21 protein-coding genes are annotated in these 21,555 nt (G+C 72.2%); 9 read left to right on the top strand and 12 right to left on the bottom strand.

Annotation, left to right across the window (positions count from 1 at the left end):
• Nucleotides 1-440 precede the first annotated feature (440 nt).
• Genes ACTMVF_RS24500 through ACTMVF_RS24520 form a run of 5 tightly spaced genes read left to right on the top strand, consistent with a single transcriptional unit; the run spans nucleotide 441 to nucleotide 5,014 of the window.
• A complete protein-coding gene (locus tag ACTMVF_RS24500; protein ID WP_441273249.1) occupies nucleotides 441-1,343 on the top strand; it encodes an STAS domain-containing protein in 903 nt (300 codons plus the stop codon).
• Nucleotides 1,340-1,762, top strand: coding sequence for an STAS domain-containing protein (locus ACTMVF_RS24505; RefSeq protein ID WP_441273250.1), 423 nt, complete (start codon nucleotides 1,340-1,342; stop codon nucleotides 1,760-1,762). Before ACTMVF_RS24500 ends, ACTMVF_RS24505 begins: the two co-directional genes overlap by 4 nt.
• Nucleotides 1,759-2,202, top strand: coding sequence for an anti-sigma regulatory factor (locus tag ACTMVF_RS24510; protein ID WP_403343038.1), 444 nt, complete (start codon nucleotides 1,759-1,761; stop codon nucleotides 2,200-2,202). The genes ACTMVF_RS24505 and ACTMVF_RS24510 overlap by 4 nt, the downstream gene beginning before the upstream one ends.
• Nucleotides 2,202-3,275: an ATP-binding SpoIIE family protein phosphatase gene (locus tag ACTMVF_RS24515; RefSeq protein WP_441273251.1), complete on the top strand. Its 1,074-nt coding sequence runs from the start codon at nucleotides 2,202-2,204 to the stop codon at nucleotides 3,273-3,275. The genes ACTMVF_RS24510 and ACTMVF_RS24515 overlap by 1 nt, the downstream gene beginning before the upstream one ends.
• On the top strand, nucleotides 3,272-5,014 hold the full coding sequence (locus ACTMVF_RS24520; RefSeq protein ID WP_441273252.1) for a PP2C family protein-serine/threonine phosphatase: 1,743 nt from the start codon (nucleotides 3,272-3,274) through the stop codon (nucleotides 5,012-5,014). The genes ACTMVF_RS24515 and ACTMVF_RS24520 overlap by 4 nt, the downstream gene beginning before the upstream one ends.
• Here the strand turns inward: ACTMVF_RS24520 and ACTMVF_RS24525 are convergent.
• Nucleotides 4,981-6,027 (bottom strand): zinc-dependent alcohol dehydrogenase, encoded by a 1,047-nt coding sequence (locus tag ACTMVF_RS24525; RefSeq protein ID WP_441273253.1) that lies wholly within the window; start codon nucleotides 6,025-6,027, stop codon nucleotides 4,981-4,983. The two genes, ACTMVF_RS24520 and ACTMVF_RS24525, sit on opposite strands and share 34 nt — an antisense overlap.
• 148 nt (nucleotides 6,028-6,175) lie before the next feature.
• Between ACTMVF_RS24525 and ACTMVF_RS24530 the strand changes: the two genes are divergently transcribed.
• Complete coding sequence (locus tag ACTMVF_RS24530; RefSeq protein WP_441273254.1) at nucleotides 6,176-7,891, top strand: IlvD/Edd family dehydratase; 1,716 nt, start codon at nucleotides 6,176-6,178, stop codon at nucleotides 7,889-7,891.
• A gap of 53 nt (nucleotides 7,892-7,944) precedes the next feature.
• On the opposite strand, the gene ACTMVF_RS24535 is transcribed toward ACTMVF_RS24530, so the two are convergent.
• The 7 genes from ACTMVF_RS24535 to ACTMVF_RS24565 all read right to left on the bottom strand — a co-directional run bounded on the left by ACTMVF_RS24535 (nucleotide 7,945) and on the right by ACTMVF_RS24565 (nucleotide 14,211).
• Nucleotides 7,945-8,439, bottom strand: a complete 495-nt coding sequence (locus tag ACTMVF_RS24535) for a peptidylprolyl isomerase (RefSeq protein ID WP_441273255.1) — start codon at nucleotides 8,437-8,439, stop codon at nucleotides 7,945-7,947.
• A gap of 322 nt (nucleotides 8,440-8,761) precedes the next feature.
• Nucleotides 8,762-9,133, bottom strand: coding sequence for a hypothetical protein (locus tag ACTMVF_RS24540; RefSeq protein ID WP_441273256.1), 372 nt, complete (start codon nucleotides 9,131-9,133; stop codon nucleotides 8,762-8,764).
• A 143-nt stretch (nucleotides 9,134-9,276) separates the two neighbouring features.
• Nucleotides 9,277-10,404: a hypothetical protein gene (locus tag ACTMVF_RS24545; protein WP_441273257.1), complete on the bottom strand. Its 1,128-nt coding sequence runs from the start codon at nucleotides 10,402-10,404 to the stop codon at nucleotides 9,277-9,279.
• A 140-nt stretch (nucleotides 10,405-10,544) separates the two neighbouring features.
• The gene (gene uppS / locus ACTMVF_RS24550; RefSeq protein ID WP_441273258.1) at nucleotides 10,545-12,467 is read right to left on the bottom strand and encodes a polyprenyl diphosphate synthase; all 1,923 of its coding nucleotides are present in this window, start codon (nucleotides 12,465-12,467) and stop codon (nucleotides 10,545-10,547) included.
• A gap of 16 nt (nucleotides 12,468-12,483) precedes the next feature.
• Entirely contained in the window at nucleotides 12,484-12,876 is a 393-nt protein-coding gene (locus tag ACTMVF_RS24555) for a DUF6114 domain-containing protein (RefSeq protein WP_441273259.1), read from the bottom strand.
• On the bottom strand, nucleotides 12,873-13,475 hold the full coding sequence (locus tag ACTMVF_RS24560) for a DUF6230 family protein (RefSeq protein ID WP_441273260.1): 603 nt from the start codon (nucleotides 13,473-13,475) through the stop codon (nucleotides 12,873-12,875). The genes ACTMVF_RS24555 and ACTMVF_RS24560 overlap by 4 nt, the downstream gene beginning before the upstream one ends.
• Before the next feature lie 136 nt (nucleotides 13,476-13,611).
• The gene (locus ACTMVF_RS24565; protein ID WP_441273261.1) at nucleotides 13,612-14,211 is read right to left on the bottom strand and encodes a 2'-5' RNA ligase family protein; all 600 of its coding nucleotides are present in this window, start codon (nucleotides 14,209-14,211) and stop codon (nucleotides 13,612-13,614) included.
• Between the two features lie 215 nt (nucleotides 14,212-14,426).
• Here ACTMVF_RS24565 and ACTMVF_RS24570 point away from each other — a divergent pair, with 215 nt between their 5' ends.
• Nucleotides 14,427-15,095 carry a hypothetical protein gene (locus ACTMVF_RS24570; RefSeq protein WP_441273262.1) on the top strand — a complete coding sequence of 223 codons (669 nt, stop codon included), beginning with the start codon at nucleotides 14,427-14,429 and terminating at the stop codon, nucleotides 15,093-15,095.
• A 61-nt stretch (nucleotides 15,096-15,156) separates the two neighbouring features.
• Here the strand turns inward: ACTMVF_RS24570 and ACTMVF_RS24575 are convergent, their stop codons facing one another.
• Both ACTMVF_RS24575 and ACTMVF_RS24580 read right to left on the bottom strand, forming a co-directional pair.
• Nucleotides 15,157-15,588 (bottom strand): hypothetical protein, encoded by a 432-nt coding sequence (locus ACTMVF_RS24575; RefSeq protein WP_441273263.1) that lies wholly within the window; start codon nucleotides 15,586-15,588, stop codon nucleotides 15,157-15,159.
• A gap of 28 nt (nucleotides 15,589-15,616) precedes the next feature.
• Nucleotides 15,617-16,456 (bottom strand): DUF1206 domain-containing protein, encoded by an 840-nt coding sequence (locus ACTMVF_RS24580; protein WP_441273264.1) that lies wholly within the window; start codon nucleotides 16,454-16,456, stop codon nucleotides 15,617-15,619.
• A gap of 294 nt (nucleotides 16,457-16,750) precedes the next feature.
• Here ACTMVF_RS24580 and ACTMVF_RS24585 point away from each other — a divergent pair, with 294 nt between their 5' ends.
• A complete protein-coding gene (locus ACTMVF_RS24585; RefSeq protein WP_441273360.1) occupies nucleotides 16,751-18,106 on the top strand; it encodes an NAD(P)/FAD-dependent oxidoreductase in 1,356 nt (451 codons plus the stop codon).
• Between the two features lie 192 nt (nucleotides 18,107-18,298).
• Here the strand turns inward: ACTMVF_RS24585 and ACTMVF_RS24590 are convergent, their stop codons facing one another.
• Nucleotides 18,299-18,808 carry a hypothetical protein gene (locus tag ACTMVF_RS24590; protein WP_441273265.1) on the bottom strand — a complete coding sequence of 170 codons (510 nt, stop codon included), beginning with the start codon at nucleotides 18,806-18,808 and terminating at the stop codon, nucleotides 18,299-18,301.
• A gap of 365 nt (nucleotides 18,809-19,173) precedes the next feature.
• Complete coding sequence (locus ACTMVF_RS24595; protein ID WP_441273266.1) at nucleotides 19,174-20,766, bottom strand: FAD-binding oxidoreductase; 1,593 nt, start codon at nucleotides 20,764-20,766, stop codon at nucleotides 19,174-19,176.
• An 84-nt stretch (nucleotides 20,767-20,850) separates the two neighbouring features.
• On the opposite strand from ACTMVF_RS24595, the gene ACTMVF_RS24600 reads away from it, so the two are divergent.
• Entirely contained in the window at nucleotides 20,851-21,447 is a 597-nt protein-coding gene (locus tag ACTMVF_RS24600; RefSeq protein WP_441273267.1) for a TetR/AcrR family transcriptional regulator, read from the top strand.
• Nucleotides 21,448-21,555 lie beyond the last annotated feature (108 nt).

Raw genomic sequence — 21,555 nt, forward strand, 5'->3', positions numbered from 1 at the left:
CAGCCCGCCGGTTCGGACCATACGCACAGAGCGCTAGATACGGACAACAAGGACCGATGGACGGCCTCCCCGACAGCGCGGCTCCGAAGCCGTCACCGTGACGAGAATGGCGTATCCGACATCGTGAGCAGATTCCTGGCAGCCGAGCCGGCGCTCGCTCCGCGGCCCCGCACCCCATGGTGGACGCGGTCCGCGAAGTACGGTGCGACGACCACCCGGCGAAGACCGCCCAGCTCTTCCTGCCCGGCCCCGGCCTCACCACGCTTCAGCCCCGGCGCCGCCCTGAGGGAACTGCCCGGTCACCGCGGCACGCCCGTGGCCGACGACGACTCGATCGTGGTCCGCCTCGACCGGCTGGGGCCGCGGCAGGCGCCTCGACCGTATCGTCCGGCGCTCCCCACAGGATCGGGGCGGCGCACACCGTATGAGGAGGAAAGCACGTGCCGGAGCAGCGAGCGGCAGACGATCAGACCAACCCCACGGAGGAGGTCGGGGCCTTCCTGAGGGAGCGCCGGGAGCAGATCGCCCAGCGCTGGGCCGACGCGGCGCTGCTGCGCACCGTATTCACCGTCTCCCGGGACGAGGCGGTGGAAGCCGGCCGGACCGTCGTGGAGGCGCTGGCCGCGGTGGCCGCCTCGGGACGCGTCGAGGATGCGGAGGCGGACGGATTCGCGGTCGTCCGCGAGCAGTTGGTGCGTACGGCACAGGCCCGGGCCCGCGCCGGCGCCGGCATCGGGCAGATCTCGGCGGAGATGGACGCGTTGCGCCCGGCTGTCACCGAGCTTTTGATCGAGGAGCTCTCCGACGCGCCCGCCGAGCACCTGCGCAAGTGCACGACGGCGCTGACCGTGCTGATGGGCACCCTGCGCCTGGTCATGCTGGAGGCGACGATGAACGCTGGGGAGGACCTCATCAACCGCCAACGGCTCGAACTCCTCGAAATCGCCACGCCGGTGATCAAACTGTGGGAAGGCATCGTCGCCGTACCGCTGATCGGCACGCTCGACAGCGCCCGCAGTCAGGTGGTGATGGAGACGCTCCTGGACGCCGTCGTCGAACAGCACGCCCGCTTCGCGATCCTCGACATCACCGGAGTGCCCACCGTCGACTCCCTGGTGGCACAGCACCTGATGAAGACCGTGGCGGCAGCGCGGCTGATGGGAGCGGAGTGCATAGTGTCCGGGATCAGGCCGGCCATCGCGCAGACCATCGTCCACCTCGGCATCGACCTGAGCTCGGTACTCACCCGCGCCAGCCTCGCGGACGCCCTGGCCTACGCCCTGCGCCAGCAGGGCGCACACATCGTCCCGAACCCCGACTCGGACGCGGAGTCCACCAGGTGACCGGCGCGTCCACCTTCCCGTACGAAGGACACGTGCCCGTACTCAGGCTCGGCGGGGTCCTCCTCGTCACCCTCCAGGGCGACCTGTACGACAGCACGGCGGAACAACTCCGGCAGGACATCGGCGAGACCGCCTCCGACAGCGCGGTCACCGGTGTGGTCATCGACCTCTCCGGCGTCGAGATCGTCGACTCCTTCATGGGCCGCGTGCTCAGTGACGTCGCGGCCATGACCCGGCTGCTGGCCGCCCAGACCGTGGTGGCGGGGATGCGCCCGGCGGTGGCCATCACCCTGGTGGAACTCGGCCTGACCCTGCCGGGACTGCGCACGGCCCTCAGCACCGAGGACGCCCTGCACCTGCTCGGTTCCGAGGTGTCGGCCCTGCCGCGCGCCGGGCGCCCACGCCGGGAGCGCCCGTGACCCACAGCCCCGGCAGCGTCTCCGCCTGCCTGCCGATCCACTCGGACCTCGATCTGGTACGGGTGCGGCAGCATGTGCGGCAGATGACCGCCCACCTCGGGTTCGGTCTGGTCGAGCAGACCAAACTCGTCACCGCGGCCAGCGAGCTGGCACGCAACGCCCTCGTCCACGGCGGCGGAGGCCAGATGGAGTGCAGCCCGGTGACCCGCGGCGGGACACAGGGCCTGCGACTCGTCTTCAGCGACCAGGGCCCCGGCATCGCGGACCTGGACCAGGCCCTGTCCGACGGCTACACCTCCGGCGAGGGGTTGGGGATGGGCCTGGGCGGCGCGCGGCGCCTGGTCCACGAGTTCTCCGTCGACAGCCGCCGCGGCGCCGGCACCACAGTGACGGTGACGTCCTGGATCGCCGGGCCGCCCCGGCCGCGCGAGGCGCGCTGATGCCGCGCGTCTGGGAGGTGCCGGTGCACGACTCGAGCCGCGTACGCGACGCCCGCGTGGCGGCCGGGGCCGCCGCCCGCCGTGCCGGGCTCGCCGAGGACCGGACCGCCGCCGCCGAACTCGTGGCCACCGAACTCGCCACCAATCTGCTCAAGCACGCCGGCGGCGGACGCATGCTTCTCGAACTCGTGGTCCCACCCGTTCCGGCCTACGGCGACGAGAGCAACGCGAGGGTGCAGATCATGGCCGTCGACCACGGGCCCGGCATGCGCGACACCGCCGCGGCGCTGCGTGACGGCTACTCGACCACCGCCTCCCTCGGCGCCGGCCTAGGCACCTGCCTGCGCACGGCCGACGACTTCGGCCTGCACAGCACACCCGGGCGGGGCACGGTCGCCCTGGCCAGGATCGCTCCGCGCCCGAACCGCGACACCATCGGCCCGCGCCCCGCCCCGCTCCCGGTGCGCGCCGGCGGAATCAACATCCCCCTCGCGGGCGCGGAGTTCTCCGGTGACGCCTGGGCGTGCGTCCGGACGGCCGACCGCGTGACGCTGATGCTGGCCGACGGCCTCGGCCACGGCCCGCTGGCGGCGCGTGCCTCCACCGCCGCCTTGGAGACGGTGCGGTGCGCACCGCACCTGCCACCGCCGGACCTGCTACGGCGGCTCCACGGTGCCCTGCGCGACACCAGGGGAGCGGCCGTGGCCGTGGCCCAACTCGACGTCGCAGCCGGACGGTTGTACTTCGCCGGAGTGGGCAACGTAGGGGCCCGGCTGCGCCGCGGCGACAGCTGGCAGGGGCTGGTCTCGCACCCCGGCATAGTCGGCGCCCACCTCCCCACGCACCTGCCGCAACAACAGCTGACCTGGACGGACGACTGCCTCCTGGTCCTGCACAGCGACGGCCTGCCGAGCCGCTGGAGCCCCGGCCCGGCCGCTCATGACCGGTCGCCCGTCGACCCTGCCGTGATCGCCGCATCGATCGTGCGGGACGCCGGCAGTCCCGCCCGGCCGGTACGCGACGACACCGCCGTCGTCGTGCTGAGCCCCTGCCCCTCGGACGCCTCCTCATGACCCGCACCTGGCACGTGAGCACCATCACCGACGCCGCGCAGGCCCGCATCGCCACGGCGCGGCTGGCCGCCGCGTGCGGAGTGACCACCGTCGAGCGCACCCGTCTGGTGGCCGCCCTCACCGCACAGCTACGGCAGTGCCTCACCAAGGGAGGCGAGTGGCGGGTCGACGTGGCAGCGACCGTGTCACCGGGCGGGGGAGACTTCAGCGTCGAGGTGGCCGCGGCCAAGCGCCGCCCGGACGACCGGCAGCCTCCGTGGCGCGCTTGCGTCCCCTGCGCCGCGGACGCCGACGTCTCCGGTGCCGAACATGCCGCCGACGACCCGGCGACGCTGGCAGAGGCCCTGTTCGGCGCCGACGAGGACGCGGCTGTGCTGCTGGAGCGGCTCGACGAGCAGGAAGGACTGGTCGCCTTCCACCGCGAGGAACTCCACCAGACCAACCAGGGCGTACTGGCGCTCCACGCCGAGCTGGACGCCGCCGGCCGGGCCCAGCGCGAGCTCTTCGACGCCGAGCAGAAGGCCCGCAAGGAGGCGGAGAACGCCCGCGGCCGACTGACCTTCCTGGCCGATGCCAGCGCCGCCCTGACGGCCTCCCTCAACCACGAGGCCATCGTGCGGCTGCTGCCCGCCCTGCTGGTGCCGCGATACGCGCGCACCGTCGACGTCTGGCTGTTCGACGACGTCGACGACGCGCTGCGCGGCGGCCCCCATCCGGCCGCCGCCGTCCTCGCGGCCCGCCGCGGCCGCCCGCAGTACGCCGCCGACCACCCCGGCAATCTGCCCGGCGTCGACGACCAGCCCCCCTCGGCCCTCGACCCCGGCAGACCCCTCCTGTGCATCCCGCTGCTCACCCGCCGGGCCTCGCAGGGCGTCCTCACCCTGTCGCCGCCCGACGAGCGCTGGGACGCGGACGACGCCGTCATGCTGATCGAGCTCACCCGACGGGCCAGCATCGCCCTGGAGAACGCCCGGCGCTTCGAGCACAACCGGGACATCGCCGAGACCCTGCAACGCGCCCTGCTCACCGAACTGCCCACGACACCCGGACTGAGCCTGGCCGCACGCTACCTCCCGGCCACCCGGGGCCTGAACATCGGCGGGGACTGGTACGACGCCTTCCGCCAGCCCGACGGCAGCCTGATCACCGTCATCGGCGACGTCACCGGGCACGGCCTGCACGCCGCCGTGATGATGAGCCAGCTACGCACCGCCCTGCGCGCCTACGCCGTCGACGGCAGCAGCCCCGGCCAACTCCTGACCCGGCTGCACGCGTTCCTGCACCGCCTGCGCCTCGACCTGTACGCCACCGCGGTCATCGCCCGCTTCCACCCGGACGACCCCACGCTCACCTGGGCCGCCGCCGGCCATCCGCCACCGGTGCTGCGCACCCCCGACGGCCGGGTGCACACCCTGGACGCCAAACCCGGTGCCATGCTGGGCATCCCACTGAAACAGCAGATCCACGACCACACGGTGCCGCTTCCGCCCGGATCCACGCTGGCCCTGTACACCGACGGCCTGGTGGAACGCCGCTCCCGCGGGATCGACCCCGGTATCGAGCGCCTCGCCGAGGAACTGGGCGGGTTCAGCCGGACCGAACTCGAGCAGGACCTGGAGGCGTCGGCCGACCGACTCCTGCACCCCCTGCTGCACGACTCCGAACACGACGACGACGTATGCCTGTTGCTGTGCCACGTCCACAGTCACGGGAGCCGGCGGCGGGCACTGGAGTCCTGACTCGACCGGGGGTCCACGTGGATCTTCGGGCCGGGCCCGGCGCCCTGCGGCCGTTCACCCGCGAGTACCGCGCCGACCTCGTCGAGGCCCACCGTGGCGGCGACGAGGGGCCGGGGGTCGACCGCTCCGGACGCGTACGCCCGGATGGTGGCCTCCAGGCCGGGAGACGCGGACAGGATGCCCACCGCGGTCACGTCCTTCAGCACGAGCGCGCGGGTGTCGATCCCGCTCGGCTCGCCGGCCAGCCCGATGTACACGACGCGGCCGGCCGGTTCGACCAATTCCAGTGCTCTCCCCGGCAGATGGGCGGCGTTCGAGGCGTCGACGACCGCGTCGAAGGGCAGGTCCGGAAGGGAGTGCGCGTCCCACACGTGCTCGAAGCCCAACGCGTGGGCGAACGCGGGCGAGCTGCCGGCACGGTCCAGCAGGTGGACTTCGGCACCCGACGCCCGCAGGAACATCGCGACCAGCAGTCCGATGGTCCCGGGCCCCAGCACGAGAGCACGGTCCCCGGCGCGCAGGTCCGCCGCCCGCGCCGCGCGCAGCGCATTGCCGCCCGGCTCCACGAGCGCGCCGAGTACGGCGTCGACCGAGTCGGGAAGGGCGTGCAACGAGGATGCCGGTACGGCGAGTTGCTCTGCCAGGGCGCCGGGCTGCGCTCCGCGTATACCGACCTCCTGGCGCTTCTCGCACACATGCTGACGCCCCCGCAGACAGCGGCGGCAACTGCCGCAGCCGAGCATCGTGTCGCCCATGACGCGGCGCCCGACCCAGCCCGCGTCGACGCCCCCGCCGACCGCCGCCACGCGCCCGGCCCACTCGTGACCCGGCCGTATCGGGTAGGTGGAGTGTCCTTGGTGGAGGTAGGCCATGGCGCCGGTGAAGAACTCCATGTCGGTGCCGCACACACCGACCCGCTCGACGTCGACGACGACTTCACCGGGTGCCGCCACCGGTGCCGGGAGGTCCTGGACCTCGTACGCGCCGGGCGCGGTCAGCACGAACGCACGCATGAGACGGCGGCTCCAGAGCGAGGTGGTGAGGGGCGGGGCACGTCAGGAGTGCGGCTCGACGCGGGCTGTCGATCCGTCGTACGTCTGCGTATGCTCCATGGCGTTCCAGACTGTAGGCCTCCGTACCGACTGCCGGAAGAGGGGTCCCATGGTGAGGCTGCGCAGCGCACAGTGGTACGAGGGACAGGACCGCAACGCCTACATCCACCGGGCGTGGATGCGCAGGGGCCTGCCCGGCGACGCCTTCACCGGCCGACCGCAGATCGCCATCGCCAACACGGCCTCGGACCTGACCCCGTGCAACGCCCATCTCGACGAGGTCGCGTCCTCGGTGCGCGACGGCGTGCACGAGGCGGGCGGCATCCCACTGGACCTGCCCGTGGTGTCGCTCGGCGAGACGAACGTACGGCCCACCGCCATGCTCTGGCGCAACATGGCCGCGATGGCCGCGGAGGAGATGCTGCGGGCCAACCCCATCGACGGCGTCGTCCTGCTGGGCGGCTGCGACAAGACGATCCCGGCGCTGCTCATGGCCGCCGCGTCGGTGGACCTGCCCGCCGTCGTCGTCCCCGGCGGCCCGATGCTCACCGGCACCTTCCGAGGTACACCGCTGGGCTGCGGCACCGACGTATGGCGGCTCTCGGAAGAGGTGCGGGCCGGGACGCTCTCGCAGGAGCAGTTCACCCGCTCCGAGTCCGCGATGATCCGCAGCCGCGGCCACTGCAACACCATGGGCACCGCCTCCACGATGGCCCTGGTCGCCGAGGCCCTGGGCACGGTCGTGCCCGGCGTGGCCGGAACCCCCGCCCCCGACAGCCGGCTGCTTCAGGCCGCGCACCACACCGGCCGACTGGCGGTGGACATGATCGGCGCCGACCGCCGGCCGGCATCCTTCCTCACCAAGGCGTCCTTCCACAACGCGATCGTCGCGCTCGCCGCCATCGGCGGCTCCACCAACGCCGTTGTCCACCTCCTGGCCATCGCGGGCCGCCTGGGCGTCGACCTGACCCTCGACGACTTCGACCACATCGGCTCACGCGTGCCGGTCCTCGTGGACCTCCAGCCGGCCGGACGCTTCCTCATGGAGGATTTCCACCGCGCCGGAGGCCTGCTCGCCGTCCTGCGCGAGGTCCGCGACCTGCTGGACCCCGACGCCCTCACCGTCACCGGTAAACCCTTGGTCGACGCACTCGACGACGCCCCGGTCTGGGACACCGAGGTCATCCGCACCCGCGCCGAACCGCTCGTCGCCGAGGGCGGCATCGCCGTCCTGCGCGGCAACCTCGCACCCGACGGCGCGCTCATCAAACCGGCCGCAGCCTCCCCGCACCTGCTGCGCCACCGCGGCCGGGCCGTCGTCTTCGACTCCATCGAGGACTTCCACGCCCGGATCGACGACCCGGACCTGGACGTCGACGCCGACTCGGTCCTCGTACTGCGCGGCTGCGGCCCCAAGGGCTACCCGGGCATGCCCGAGGTCTCCAACATGCCTTTGCCGAAGAAGCTTCTCGAACAGGGCGTCCGCGACATGGTCCGCGTCTGCGACGGCCGGATGAGCGGCACGGCGTACGGCACGGTCGTCCTGCACGTCGCCCCCGAAGCCGCGGCGGGCGGCCCCCTCGTACGGGTGCGCACGGGGGACTTCATCACCCTGGACGTCGAGGCCCGCCGTATCGACGTCGACGTACCCACCGACGAACTCGCTCGCAGAAACCCCGGCAAGGCCGCCGTCGCCGGCTTCGCCGATCCCCGGCGCGGCTGGGAACGCCTCTACATCGACCACGTCCTGCAGGCCGACACCGGCGCCGATCTGGACTTTCTCGTAGGGTCCAGCGGCTCGGAGGTGAGCCGCGAATCACACTGACCGCGGCGGCGACGGGGCAGGTCCGTCAGGACCCGCCCCCCTGCACAAGGACGTCAGGCGACGATGCCGCAGTCGTCGATGACGATCTTCTTGGCAGTCGCGCCCGAGCGGCTGCCCAGGCCCTCGATCGCCTTGACGACGTCCTCGCCCTCGACGACCTCGCCGAAGACGACGTGCTTGCCGTCCAGCCACGGCGTCACCACGGTGGTGATGAAGAACTGCGAGCCGTTGGTGCCCGGGCCCGCGTTGGCCATGCTCAGCAGGAACGGCCTGTCGTGCTTGAGCTGGAAGTTCTCGTCCGCGAACTTCTCACCGTAGATGCTCTTGCCGCCGGTGCCGTTGCCGTTGGTGAAGTCACCGCCCTGCAGCATGAACTCCGGGATGACCCGGTGGAAGGGCGAACCCTTGTAGCCGAACCCGTGCTGGCCCGTCGCCAGCTCACGGAAGTTGCGCGCGGTCTTGGGCACCACGTCGTCGAACAGTCGGAAGACGATGCGGCCGAGGTCCTCGCCACCGGCCGAAACCTTGAAAAACACGTTCTCGCTCATGGCCATGATTCTCCACAACAGACGGGCAGAGATCGAATCGGCGGCGCGCGGCGCTGCCCGACCGCGTCTCGGCTGGACCGAATGGCTGCGGGGACGGGCCCATGACGGTGATTCGACGCACACGCACGGTGACGGCCTCGACGCACCCGGAGCCGGTCCGAGTGAAATGCGCGGAGCTGGGGACTTGGCGGTCAGGCCGGGCTCAGCGGCGATCCCCTTGGGGGCTGGTCCGGCCAGGCTCCTCTGGTTCAGACCACGAGCCGGGGGAGCCGCCCTGCGCGATCACGACAGCGTGCCGCGCTCGCAGAGCATGCGCGCGACCTCACGGAGCGTGATGTTGTTCTCCTGAGAGTAGCGGCGCAGGACGCATGCGAGGCCAGCAGCCGGCCGGCCGGCGCGGCTGCTCCTGGGGGAGGTCCTTGATGCGGAACACCCGCCCACCCTCCGCGGTGCGGGCGGCATCGAAGCAGGACATTCTTGCCGTGCACCACCAAAATGCCGGCCCGTCGCAGCCGGGCCCGGGCCTGACATCGAGGCCGGACGGCACCGGCAGCGGGACGCCGCCCGCGACCAGCAGGGCGTCGACGGCGCCGTCCCGCATCGCACGCGCCGCCGACGGCATCGGCAGGTGGCGCACGTGGATGTCCGTCGCCGGGGTCAGTCCGGCCGCGCGCAGCAGACGGTCACCGAGCACGGCACCGCCGGACGCGGCGGCCGTACGTCGGCCACGCCGGCCTCGCCGGTCGCGAGCCGCAGCCGCCCCTGCGCGCCGGGCGGTGTGCTGCTCGTCAGGTCGGCTTCGTGGTGGCGCGCATGTGGCTCCGTATAGGAGGCGCGTCAGGCTTCGATGCGTTCTGTGTACGCCTCGGTCGGCGGGGCCGGTGTGGGACTCGTCATGCCTGCCGACCAGAACCCCGCGGTACCGGGAATCGACGTCACGTCGTTGAGATACGGCGCCGGCGCCGCGCCGGCCGGGCCTCGGACGACGGTCCAGGTGTCACCGTCCCGGCGGAGGTACGTACTGCGGCTCTGGTCCTGGTAGTTCCAGCCCGATATCCACGCGGCGCGCCCCTGCGCATCACCGGCGATTCCACTCAACGACCCGACGGTGAAGCCCGCTTCCACCCGCGTCCAGGCCGTGCCGTCCCAGTGGCTCAGGGCGGGGTTGCCGGGCCGGCCGGGCGGCCCGCCGACGCCGGCCTCGGTGCCCACCGCCCAGACATCGTCGGCACCGGCCGAGTGGAGATCGGCGATCCCCAGACGCAGGCCCGCGATCGCGGGCAGGACCGTCCACGCTCCGTCCCAGCGGGCCACGAGCCCGGACCATCCTCCGCCGTTCGACTGGTCGCCGCTCACCCAGACCTCGCCCGGCGAGCGCAGTACGACCCGGTACAGACTCGCGCTCGCGACGGGCAGCGGGTCCAGCCATTGCCATCGCTGCCCGTCCCAGTGCAGCAGACGGGCGGCGCCGCCTCGGCTGCCGCAGATCCACACCCGCCGGTCGTGGCCGACCGCCACCGCGTTCAACCGAACGTCCGGCTCGCCCCTCCCCGGAAACGTGGCTTCCCGCCAGGAGGTTCCGTCCCAGCGCAGCAGCGGGCTGTCACTCCCGGCGGGCTGGCCCACACTCCAGGCCGCGGTGGAGCAGACACCGGCGACGTCGGTCAACCGTGTGTGGCCCAGGTGCGACAGGTCGGTCTTGGTCCAGGCACCGCCGTTCCACAGCATGGCCAGCCCCCGTCCCTGCGACGCCCCGGCCCGGCCCTCCTCGCCCACCGCCCAGGCCAGTTGGGATCCGGCTGCGGCGATACGACGCAGCTGCGCGGCCGGAGTGCTGCCGGGCGCCGGCACGGCCTGCCAGCCTTGCGTACGGGGCGTCGGCTCGTCGGCCCGGACCGGAGCCGGGCCGAGCGCGATCCCCGATAATGCGCCGATCGCCCCTGCGACAAATCGCCTTCGTCTCACTGCGGGATCCCTCCAGGCGGATGGAGCCGGATAGTGCCGGGCAGTGCCGGGAAGGGCCCGACAAGGCCGGACAGGAGGGACCACCGTGAACCAGCGAACCGCGGAGGTCTAGATACTCACGTGACAAAGCCCATGTTCCGTCACGGCTTCGAGAGTCCGGTGGTGGAGAGCTGGGCGGGGACGCGGGGGAGTGAGCCGTAGCGGCGACTGCGGCGGGCGTACTGTTCGATCGCGTCCCACAGATCGCGGCGGTCCACCTCGGGCCAGGGGGTGTCCAGGAACAGCAGTTCGGCGTAAGTGGCCTGCCAGGGAAGGAAGTTGGAAGTCCGCTGGTCGCCGCCGGTGCGCAGCAACAGGTCCACGTCGGGCAGTTCGGGGACGTGCAGGTATCGGGCGAAGACATGCTCGGAGACGGAGCCGGGATCGACCCTGCGGGCGACCGATTCCTGGGCGAGCTTGGCCGCGGCCGCCGTGATCTCGGAGCGGCCGCCGTAGTTCACGCACAGGGTCAGAGTCAGCCCGGTGTGGTGGCGGGTGGCCCGCTCGGCCTCGGCGAGGGTCTCGACGACGTCGGCCGGCAGGCGGGAGCGTACTCCGGCCCAGCGCACGCGGACGTCCAGTGTCGTGTCGTCGTCCGTCAGGCGACGCAGGCACTCGGGGATCTCGTACATCAGCGCGTGCAGTTCGTCGGCAGGGCGCTTCCAGTTCTCGGTGGAGAACGCGTACACGGTCAGGTGCTTCAGGCCGATCTCCAGGGCACCGTGGACGACGTCGATGAGTGCGTCGGCGCCCGCCCGGTGACCGTCACTGCGCGGCAGCCCGCGGGCGACAGCCCAGCGGCCGTTGCCGTCCATCACGATCGCGAGGTGGCGGGGCATGGCCTCGGCGGGCAGCTGAGGCGGGCGGGCGCCGGACGGGTGCGGGGTCGGAGGGACCGTCGGACGCCGCTGGGCGGCGACCGACCGCATCTCCTCGGTCCAGCCGGCCGCTTCGGGCGCGTCTGCCGGTGCCGGGCCCTGCGGGCAGGAGGGGAAGGGGCCCGGCGAGCAGGTCCGGATGGGGAAAGGGAACAGGCCCCAGGCCAGCGCGGCCTTCGCCCGGGCAGGCAGCAACAGGCGCATGCGGGCGCCCCGTGGCAAGGCCGGGCGGCGGTGCAGCAGCGCGGCGGGGGCGTCGGCCGCGGCCTTCAGGCGCAGCCGGTACAGGTCGGTGTAGGCGCCGAGCGCGACGCCGACCGCCGGGTGCAGCACCGGCGGCAGCGGGGTGCGGTCCAGCCATGCGCGGGCCCGGTCGGCCAGGCGGCGCACCAGTTCCTCGAACGCCGGGGTGGCGCGCCGGGCCAACAGGTCCGCCCGGCACACGCCGACCTCGTCCAGGGCTTCCTGCGGCAGCGGCACATGGCCGCGGCCCAGGTCCTCGGAGAGGTCGACAAGGGCGTCGGTGAGGTAGAGACCGTCCACGGCGGTCTGCCACGCCACGGCCGCCTCGGGCACGCCCGCGGCGAGCGCCTCCGGCTCGGCGGGCAGGCCCGCGACCCGCAGCAGCAGTGAGCCCGCGCGCAGCCAGAACGGGGTGTTGACCAGGCTGCTGTAGCGCCGCCACTCCTGCCACGTGGTGAACTGCCGCCCGTGGACGTCCTGGCGCAGCTCCTCGAACACCGTGTGCAGGAATCCCGGCGGCAGGTTCCAGGTCAGCATGGTGTGGATCAGCGCCTGCCGTACCGGGTCGCTGCTGCGGCCGTCGCGCAGGTCCGCGTCGAACGCCGAGATCCACGCCTCCAGCCGCCCGGCCCGCCCCGGATCCGTCCCGTCGCCGCCGGTTCCGCTCCGGCTGCCAGGGATTTCGGTGCTGTCGGCTGAATCGGCTGAATCGGCCAGGTCGTCCACGGCCCGTACGGCGCCGTACAGGGCCCAGGTGGCGGTCCGCAAAGGCGGCGGCAGCAGCAGCGAGACGGCGTACTCGATCTCGCCCGTCGCTCGGGTGGCACGGCGGCACGCCTCGTAGCCGCGGCGCAGGGCCGCGTCGTGGATGCCGCTGCGCTGGTAGACCCGGGCGGTGGGCACAGCCGGAGACCTCACCTCACGCCTCCGCTTCCGCGGACGTAGCCGCCGGCTGGGGGACCCAGGCCAGGGCCAGCGCACTGCCGACGGCGGTGAGCAGGAAGCCCAACAGCAGGCCGCCGAGGTTGGCGGCGACCAGGCTGACCAGGGACAGCACCGCGGCCAGGACGCCGGAGAAGTAGCGCAGGGCCGGGTTGTGCCACGTCGTCACACCGGCGACGACGAACAGGGCGCCGAGGGCCCATGAGGCGGCGCCGGCGGTGCCGGTGAACCGCAGGAAGCCCAGCCCCACCCAGGAGACGCAGATCAACTCCAGCCCGCCGAGGCCCAACAGCAGCCCCGCCGTGAACGGGCGGCTCCGCCGCCATCCTTGCCGGCCGAACCGCCGGTCAGGCCGTGCCGCCGTACTCATCGGGCCGCCCCCGGTGCGCAGCCGCCCGCACCTCGGCGCACCTCGATGGAGACACCCCGGGACGTGATCGTCCCGGCGGTGAAGGCATGCGGCTGCGTCGTCACCGTGCTGCCACTGACCTTCCGCGCGCCGACGGTGAACAGGCCCGTGGGCTCCTGCAGGGACAGCCGCGGCGTGCTGAACTTCGCGCCGGAGAGCTTCACCGACCGGGCCGTGGCCTTGCCCGCCTCAACGGTCAGGCCAGTGGCGGAGGCCTGCTCGATGCGTACGACGGCCGTGACCGCTCCGACGACCGGAAGGTGGGCGGTGGAGGTGACGCAGGCATCCTCCACCGTGGCCTGCTCCACGCGCGTCGCCAGCGCAGGCAACAACCCGCTGCGGCCGGCGGCGGCCGGCGAGGCCGACACACCCGACGCGGACACCCGCGCGGCATGCACGGTGACCGGAACCTCCCCCGCGAACGCCACGGACACGGCCCCTGCCGCGCTCCCGGCCAACAGGACGGACGCACCCACGAGCAGGGGAGCGAGCGCCAGGGCGAACCGGCGGCGGCTTGTCCGCCCACCGCTGGTCATCACGGGGAAGTCGTTGTCGATCACGACCCACCCAACGACCGTCCCGGACCGAAGTACCGCCAAACCCACGATCGGCTGATACGACTCCGCGGCCGGTTGCCGCTGCCGAGTGGCGGGAGGATGCGGCGGTGCGGCCTCCGGTCGCCGTCGTGCCACGCACTCAGTACGTGCCAGGGTCGCGGACCTCGCCCGTGCCCAGGGTGATCACGGCCCGGGGCAGCATGGGCTCCTGGCCCCGGCGGGAAAGCAGGACCACCTCCTCGACCGACGCCGACAGCGTCCCGAGCCGGACGGCGCACTCGGTCGCCAGGGTCTTCGGGTCCTGGGTGCGGCCGAGGGACAGGTGCGGGGTGAAGCGGCCGCCGCGCCCCTGGCAGAGCGGGAACCGCAGCCGCAGCTGACGGTGGAGGCGGGCCCATGGCGCCGTATCCGCCGCGGCCGGATCGAGCCAGACCGTCGCGTAGTGCCGGTGCCGGAAGTACCGCACACCGGCCAGGCGCGCCGTGAACGGCGTGCTCTGCGCCGCGACGGTGGAGAGCAGCGGCACGGCCCGGTCGAACTCCTCCTCCGGCACGAAGCCGAACAGCAGATTCACATGCGGCGGCCAGCGCCGTACCTGCGGATCGTGCTCCCAGCGGATGTCCTGAATGGCCGGCCACAACTCCCGTGGCGGCAGCCACGCCACCGCCGTCCGGGCCGTCGGTGCCACCTCGAGCGCATCCGTCGGCTCGCTCCCGCCGAAAGCCGGATCGCCGTCCATCCGGCCATCGTCCCAAATCGGTCACTGAAGCAGTGCGGAGACGCGCCGACGGGCCACCTCGAGCTCAACACACGTCGCCACCAACGAAGTTGACTGTTCATCAGTTCTGGAATCAAGTACAACTTTGCCAGTTCTTGGTGTAGCTGAGTCGTCGATTACGTGAGCCTCATGGGCACCAACCCCCCCACGTACGGTAAGAGGCAACAAAGATGACGATGAACCGCACTCTGCGCCACGGCGCTCGCACGCTGGCGTTGACGGCGACCACGCTCGGGGTGATCGCGGCGGCCGTCCCCGCTGGGGCGGAGGAGCAGCAGCCCACCGCGGAGCAGATCATGGCCGACTGTGCTTCCGGAGAAGGCAAGTGCAGCTTCAACTCCCCGGAAATCGGCGAAGCTTACGTCGGTAAGCCCCGCCAGGTCTCCGAACTGCTCTACAACTGCACCGCCTCGCCGGCCTCCCAGTCGATGTCGTGGGCGGACACCGTGGGCTCCTCCCACTCGGTGGGAGGTTCGGTCACCGTCGGGGCAGGCATCGAGGGCATCATCACGGCCAGCGTGACCGCGACGTACAACTACACCTGGCAGAGCTCGCACACGGAGACGAGTTCCTTCACCGTGACCGTGCGGCCGGGAGAAGTGGGCTGGATCTCCCGCGCCCAGGTGATGCAGCAGATATCAGGCACTTGGCAGACCCACTACGACGACCCCAAGTGGGGCCACTACTACTGGTTCGTACCCGATGTGATCACCGGCCCCGCCCCGAACGGCACGGACGGCAAGCACAGCGCGGTCGTGGTCAAGTCCCGCAAGATGACCGCAGCCGAGAAGAAGCTCTGCTCCACCGGCTCCACCCAGGACAAGGTCTTCACCCGCAGCCGCTGATCCGGCCCACGCCCGCGAGGCGGACGCAGGCGAGGGAGGGCGGGGTGGTCCGGGCTGCCGTTCAGAAGTCCGTGGGCAGCCCGCTCACCTCGGCGATGCCCCGCAGCTCTTCCGTCTGCCTGTGCCGTTCCCTGATGTATGCGGCGATCTCGCCGAGGCGGACGGGATCGGAAGCGGTGGTCGCGTCCGTGACGATCCTGACCGGGCCGGTCTCGTCGACATCGATCTCGATCACTTCATTGTCCAGGCGGCCGGTGACGGCGGTGGCGATGACGAGCGCGGCCTCGTCACGGACCTCTTGCGGCAGCTCGTCGCCCCGCGTGTCGAGCGCGAGGTCGAGACTGGAGAGGCGCTCCTCCTCGATCGCCTGGAGGGCTGGTTCCACCACGCGCAGCAGAAGGCGGTAGTCGTCCGTGTCCATCCGGATACGCAGGAGGTCCAGGTACACGTCCACGGGCCGGCCGTCGCCATGCGGAATCTCGGATTCACTCATCCGCTTCGTGTTCCCCGCAGGACGCCGTTCAGACCCGTCGCCAGCGGGCCATGGCGAAGGAGAACACACCGAACAGCACCAGCCCGGCCGCGACGCAGACCAGCAGCCAGGGGCCGAGCGGGGTCTCGGCGAAGCTGCGCAGGGTGTCGTCCAGCCCTTTGGCCTGGTCGGGTTCGTAGTCGATGGCCGCACGGACGGCGAAGACGCCGGCCAGGGCGAACACCAGCCCACGGGCGGCGCCGCCGGCCACGCCGGTGACGTCCACGAGTTGCCGCGTCCGGTGGCTCATCTGCCCGAGCCTGAGCTTGTCGCGGTACTTGCGCAGAACCGCCCGTCCGCCGATCCAGCCGCCGGCCACGACGATGGCGACACCGGCCGCGCCCACCAGCCACTGACCGGCGGGTATCTCCAGTGCCCGGGCGGTGGCATCGCGGGACTGCTGGTCGCTCGATCCGCCGCCGCTGTGGTTCCGGCTCGCCGCGACCGACAGCACGGAATAGGCGACGAAGACGTAGAACGCGAAACGAACGGTGGCCAGCAGCCGCTTGCGCGCGCTGCGACCGTCCTGCCCGACGGAGCCGAAGAGTGCCTCGGACAACCGCCACAAGGCCATACCGACGAGCCCGATGCCCAGCGCCCACAGCAGTACCGCGCCGAACGGCTTCTGCGACAGCTCCGCCAAGGCCCCTCCGCGGTCGGCCTGCTCGTTCGTGTCGCCGAAGGCGATCTGCAGCGCCAGCGCACCGACGAGCAGATAGATCACACCGCGGGCGGCGAGCCCCGCCCGCGCCGCCCCCTCGGTCACCGAACCCCGCGCCACCCGCCGGGCCCGGAACCGTCCCGTCCATGCCAACGCACTCATGTCCATGTAGACCTCCCGGCAGTCCGAATGCCCCGGCACGACCGCCACACACCCGGCTGTGCCGCCGGCCACGGAAGTACGACACGGACGGCGACGATGAACAGCCGCTTCGCGGCCCGGGGCGGGCGGGAGTGTTCAGGGAGGCGCAAAAGGGCTTGAACGCGGTCAACCCGTCCTGCGGAGCGGGATACTGGTGCCTTCTCGCGTCGTGGTGATCAGGGGAGTGGCTGGGTGAACTCTGCCGAGGGAAAGGGCGGTTGGGGCGTGGGCGATGGCTGGGGTGGGCGGCACGCGGTCGTGGTGGGCGGGAGTCTCGCGGGGATGCTCGCGGCGCACGTCCTGGCGGGGCACGCCGACCGGGTGACCGTCGTGGAGCGCGACCGGTTCCCGGAGGGGACGAAACCGCGCCCCGGCGTACCGCAGGGCCGACATCCACATGTTCTGCTGGAGGGCGGGCAGGTGGCCCTGGAGTCACTGCTGCCGGGCTTCCTGGCGGAGTTACGGGCGGCGGGGGCGCCGCGGGTGGGCATGCCGTCGGACATGGTGCTGTGGCAGAACAGCCGCTGGTACCGCCGGCTGCCCGCGACGACGCACATCTACACCGGTTCCCGCGCACAGCTCGAGGAGCTGGTACGGCGGCGGGTTCTGGCCAACCCGGTGATCAGCGCGGTGGACGGGACCGATGTCGTAGGGCTCCTCGGCGACGCCTCGCGCGTGCGGGGCGTGCTGCTGCGGGACCGCTCCGGCGACGCCCGCGGGGACCAGCGGGCCCTGGAGGCGGACCTGGTCGTCGACGCCTCCGGCAGCGGCACGAAGGCCCCGCAGTGGCTCACGGCGATCGGGGCCGAGGCCCCGCTCGAGGAGACCATCGACACGGGGCTCGCGTACGCCTCGCGCGTCTACCGCGGCAGGAGCGGCGTCCTCGACGGCCACACCGTCGGCTACTACGTCTATCCCAGCCCCGATCAGGTCCACGCCGGCGGTGCGTTGCCGCTGGAGGACGGCAGCCATCTGGTCATCGTCTCGGGGCTGCGCGGTGACGAACCGCCCACGGACGACGACGAGTTCGTGACGTACACCAAGAGGCTGCCGCATCCGCTGCTGCACCGGTGGCTGGACGAGGCCGAACCGCTCTCGCCGGCCTTCGGCTACCGACGCACCGCCAATATCCGCCGCCGCTACGACGTGCCCGGCAACGGCCCGGCCGGATTCGTCGCCACCGGCGACGCCCTGTGCACCTTCAACCCGATCTACGGACAGGGCATGGCCATCGCCGCGATGAGCGCGGTCGCTCTGCGCGACGCACTGGCCGATCCACGCCGGACCCCCACGACGCGGCGCGTGCAGCGGGCACTCCTCGCGGCATCCCGGCAGGCGTGGGACATCTCCGCCGGGGCGGACCGCAAGATGCCGGGGGCGGCCGGCAACGCGGTGGCCGGCGGACCCGCGGACCGTGCTGCCGACTGGTACCTGCAGCGCGTCCAGGACCGCGCCCCGGGCGACCCCGTCGTAGGACGCGCCTTCCGCTCCGTACTGACCCTCTCCGCACCCGTCACCGCCCTGTTCGCCCCGCCCGTAGCCCGAGCCGTCCTCTTCCGCCCGCCGACAACGGCTCCTGCCGAGCCGCCGGCGACACCGGAGGAACCGGGGGCCTGAGTAAGGCCGCCACTTGCCCAGGCACCATGGCCGGCTTTTCAAGCGACCCCGAGGACGCTGGGCGCGGCGGTCGGCGCCCAGCCGGGCGAGCCTTCGGCAGGGGGCGTCGGGCGCGGGCGCGTACGGCGGGACGGGTGCGCGGTCGGGCCGCGCCAGCCACCTGTTGCGGTTCTTGGCGCCAACGCGCGGGACCTACGTGTCGGTGTGGTGCGAGGAGGCCTCCGCGACCTTCTTGAGCGCCGACGTCGTGGCAGGGTCACCGACCTTGGCGGGTTGATCGTGCCTGCCGTTTTCAGGGCGCTCGTGCTGGAAGTGGGAGGGGGCCAGCCTGCCACCGGGACCCTGGGATTCCGACAGGGCGTCGCCGGCGCCGACCGGAGTTGGCCGCTGCCCGCTGTCCTGCGCCAGGTCGTCCGGGGCCGTCTCCCCTCGTGCGTCCTGGCGGGGGCGCGGCTGGGTCAGCCAGGCGACGGCCGCGCCGGTGAGAGCCAGGGGCCATTCCACCACGCCGGCCACGCCGAGCACCCCGGCTCCGGTGTAGACCGCGATCCGCCGTCCGCGCGGCGAGACCGCACCAATCCGATCCAGGGCACCGTCGGCGACCTTGCTCACCTGCCCCGCGCCGGGCAAGCGGCGGAGCCCGGAGCCAAGGATCCGCAGCGGCTGAGGAAGATCCGAGGAGTTCGTCCTGTCCTGACTCATTGCGTACTCCCTCCGCGCGTCATCAACGGTCCGCAGTCCGAGTTTCCCCTTGTCACACCAGGTATGCGGTGGGGATCGACATCAGTCGGCCCAGGCGGCCGAAAGCTCGTGCCCCATGGCCGTGAACGACCAAGTCGCCCGCCGGTTTCCCAGGGCGGGCGGCTCGTGCCGTAGGTGTTCAGAGATCGGGATCGGCGGCGGCGCACTGGAGGCGCCCTGGGCCGCTGGACGACACCGGCATGGCGCCGGCGACGGGATTCCAGCGGTGAGTCGACAGCCCGGTGCGCCTCCCCGGTGCGCCTCCCCGAGGCGCCACGGCGGTGCGCGACCGACCCGTGCTCACAGCCCGTGCTCACAGCCCGTGCTCACCGCGCAGGCAGCAGCACACCGGGATTGAGGACGCCGGCCGGGTCGAGAGCGGCCTTGGCGGCGGTGAGCGCGGCGGCGAAGGGGCCGGGTCGCTGGCGGTCGTACCAGGGCCGGTGATCGCGGCCGACCGCATGGTGATGAGTGATCGTGCCGCCGCTCTGCGCGATTGCCTCGGACACCGCGGCCTTGATGTGGTCCCACTGGCTGACGATGCTGCCCCAGCGGCCGGGCGCGTACACGCTGAAGTAAGGCGCCGGGCCGTCCGGGTAGACGTGGGTGAACCGGCACGCGACCACCCCCGTTCCGGCGACCTCTTCGACGGCCCGCCGTGCCGCGTCGGTGACCGCCTGATGCAGTGCGCCGAACCTGTCCCAGGTACAGGCCGTCTCGAAGGTCTCGGCGATCACCGAGTGGCGAGCCAGCGCGTCCCGCTGGTACGGCATCCGCAGGAACGACGAGCGCCATGTCTCGGCGGCGGACTCGCCTCGGGTGTCGCCGCCGGACTCTCCCGCGGCGTCGGCGTACGGTTCGCCGCCGTGGTCCCGGCACAGTTCCACCGCTCGCTCCAGGCCGGCGCGCACCGGGTGGTCCGCCGACTCGAAGGCGAGGACGAGGAGGCCGCCGCCGACGCTCACGCCCGCGTTGATCAGTGCCTCGGTCGCGTCGAACAGACGGCAGTTCGCCGGGTTCAGCCCGCTCTGCGCGACGGCACGGATGGCCGCCACCGCCGATGCGTAGTCGCTGAACCGCACGGAGGTACCGGCGCGCCAACGCGGGCGCTCCTGCAGCCGCATCCATGCCTCCGTGATGATCCCCAGCGTTCCCTCACTGCCCAGGAAGAGCCGGTCCGGCGACGGTCCGGCGCCCGAGCCCGGCAGCCGCCGCGACTCGCTGATCCCGACGGGCGTCACCACACGCATCGATTCGAGCAGGTCGTCGATGTGCGTGTACAGCGTCGCGTAGTGCCCGCCCGCCCGGGTGGCGAGCCAGCCACCCAGCGTGGAGAACTCGAAGGACTGCGGAAAGTGGCGCAAGGTCAGGCCGTGCGGCCGCAGTTGGTCCTCCAACTGCGGGCCGAACACACCCGCCTGGATTCGCGCGGCACGACTCGTGGTGTCGATCTCCAGAACCCTGCTCAGACGCTCGAGGTCGATGGTGACGACGGCGGGGTGGTCGGCGCACCGCGCCTCGACACCGCCGACCACGGAACTGCCGCCGCCGAACGGGACCACCGCGATGCCCTCGCGTGTGCACCAGTCGAGCAGGTCGGTCACGTCGCGCTCGTCACGGGGGCGGGCGACGAGGTCCGGTACCTGGCGCAGGTCCCCGTGCAGATTGCGCACCACGTCCCGGAACGCCTTGCCGTGCGCGTGCGCGGCCCGGTCGGCGGGATCGGCGGAGCACAGGTCGGCGAGGGAGGCCGGGGGAGTCGTCCGCGGTCCGGGCAGATCGAGGGCGGCGATGCCGGGCGGGTCGTGGGCCGTCAGCTCCCCCGGCATCACGGCCCGCACCCGGCCGAGCAAGGCGTCTAGCTCCGCGCCGACCACCGCGTCCTCGACGTTGCCCCATCCCCACCACGACCGCGTCATGTCGCCCGCTCTCTGTCGCCCGTCCGATGAATTGACCAATGGGTAAATTACCGCTCGGTCATATGGTTGGCTAGGATGAGCCTCATGGGGAAGGCCGGAACCAAAGGCGTCTCCCGCGTCGATCGGGAGCGACAGATCATCGACGTGGCCGTGGAGGAGTTCGGCAGACACGGCTACGCAGGCGTGTCCGTCGCCGCCGTCGCGCGGCGCGCGGGGATCTCCAAGCCGCTGATCTACAGCTACTTCGACTCCAAGGACGGCCTGTACCTCGCCTGCGTCCACCATGTCGGCGCCCTCCTGGTGGACTCGGTGGCCGCCGCCCGGTCGCGCAGCGGATCGACCGGTCACGCCGTCGACACGCTCACTGCGATCTTCACCGCCGTCGAGCACTGCCGGTACGCCTGGTCCGTCCTCTACGACCCGGCTCTGCCGCCGGCCGGCGAGATGCGCGACGCCGTGAACCGCTACCGTGAACGCCTCGCCGCCATGGGCGCCGCCGGTGCCGCGCAGCTGCTGGCCGGTGCCGGACACGACGACCCGCTCGACCACGACCTGCTCAACCACGTGTGGCAGCACACCGTCACAGCCGTGATGCGCTGGTGGTTCGAGCACCCGGACCAGAACACGTCCGAGATGACGGCCCGTTGCGCCCGCCTCCTCATGGCCCTCGGCACCGGCTGACCCGGGCACGCCGTCCTCGCTCATCGCACGCGGCCGTCCGCCTTGTCGGCAGGCGGCATGGGGGACTCGTCAACCATGCTCCGGCTCCGAAGCACCGGTGGCGGGCCG

Source organism: Streptomyces sp. SD31 (assembly GCF_052068475.1).
Classification (GTDB): domain Bacteria; phylum Actinomycetota; class Actinomycetes; order Streptomycetales; family Streptomycetaceae; genus Streptomyces.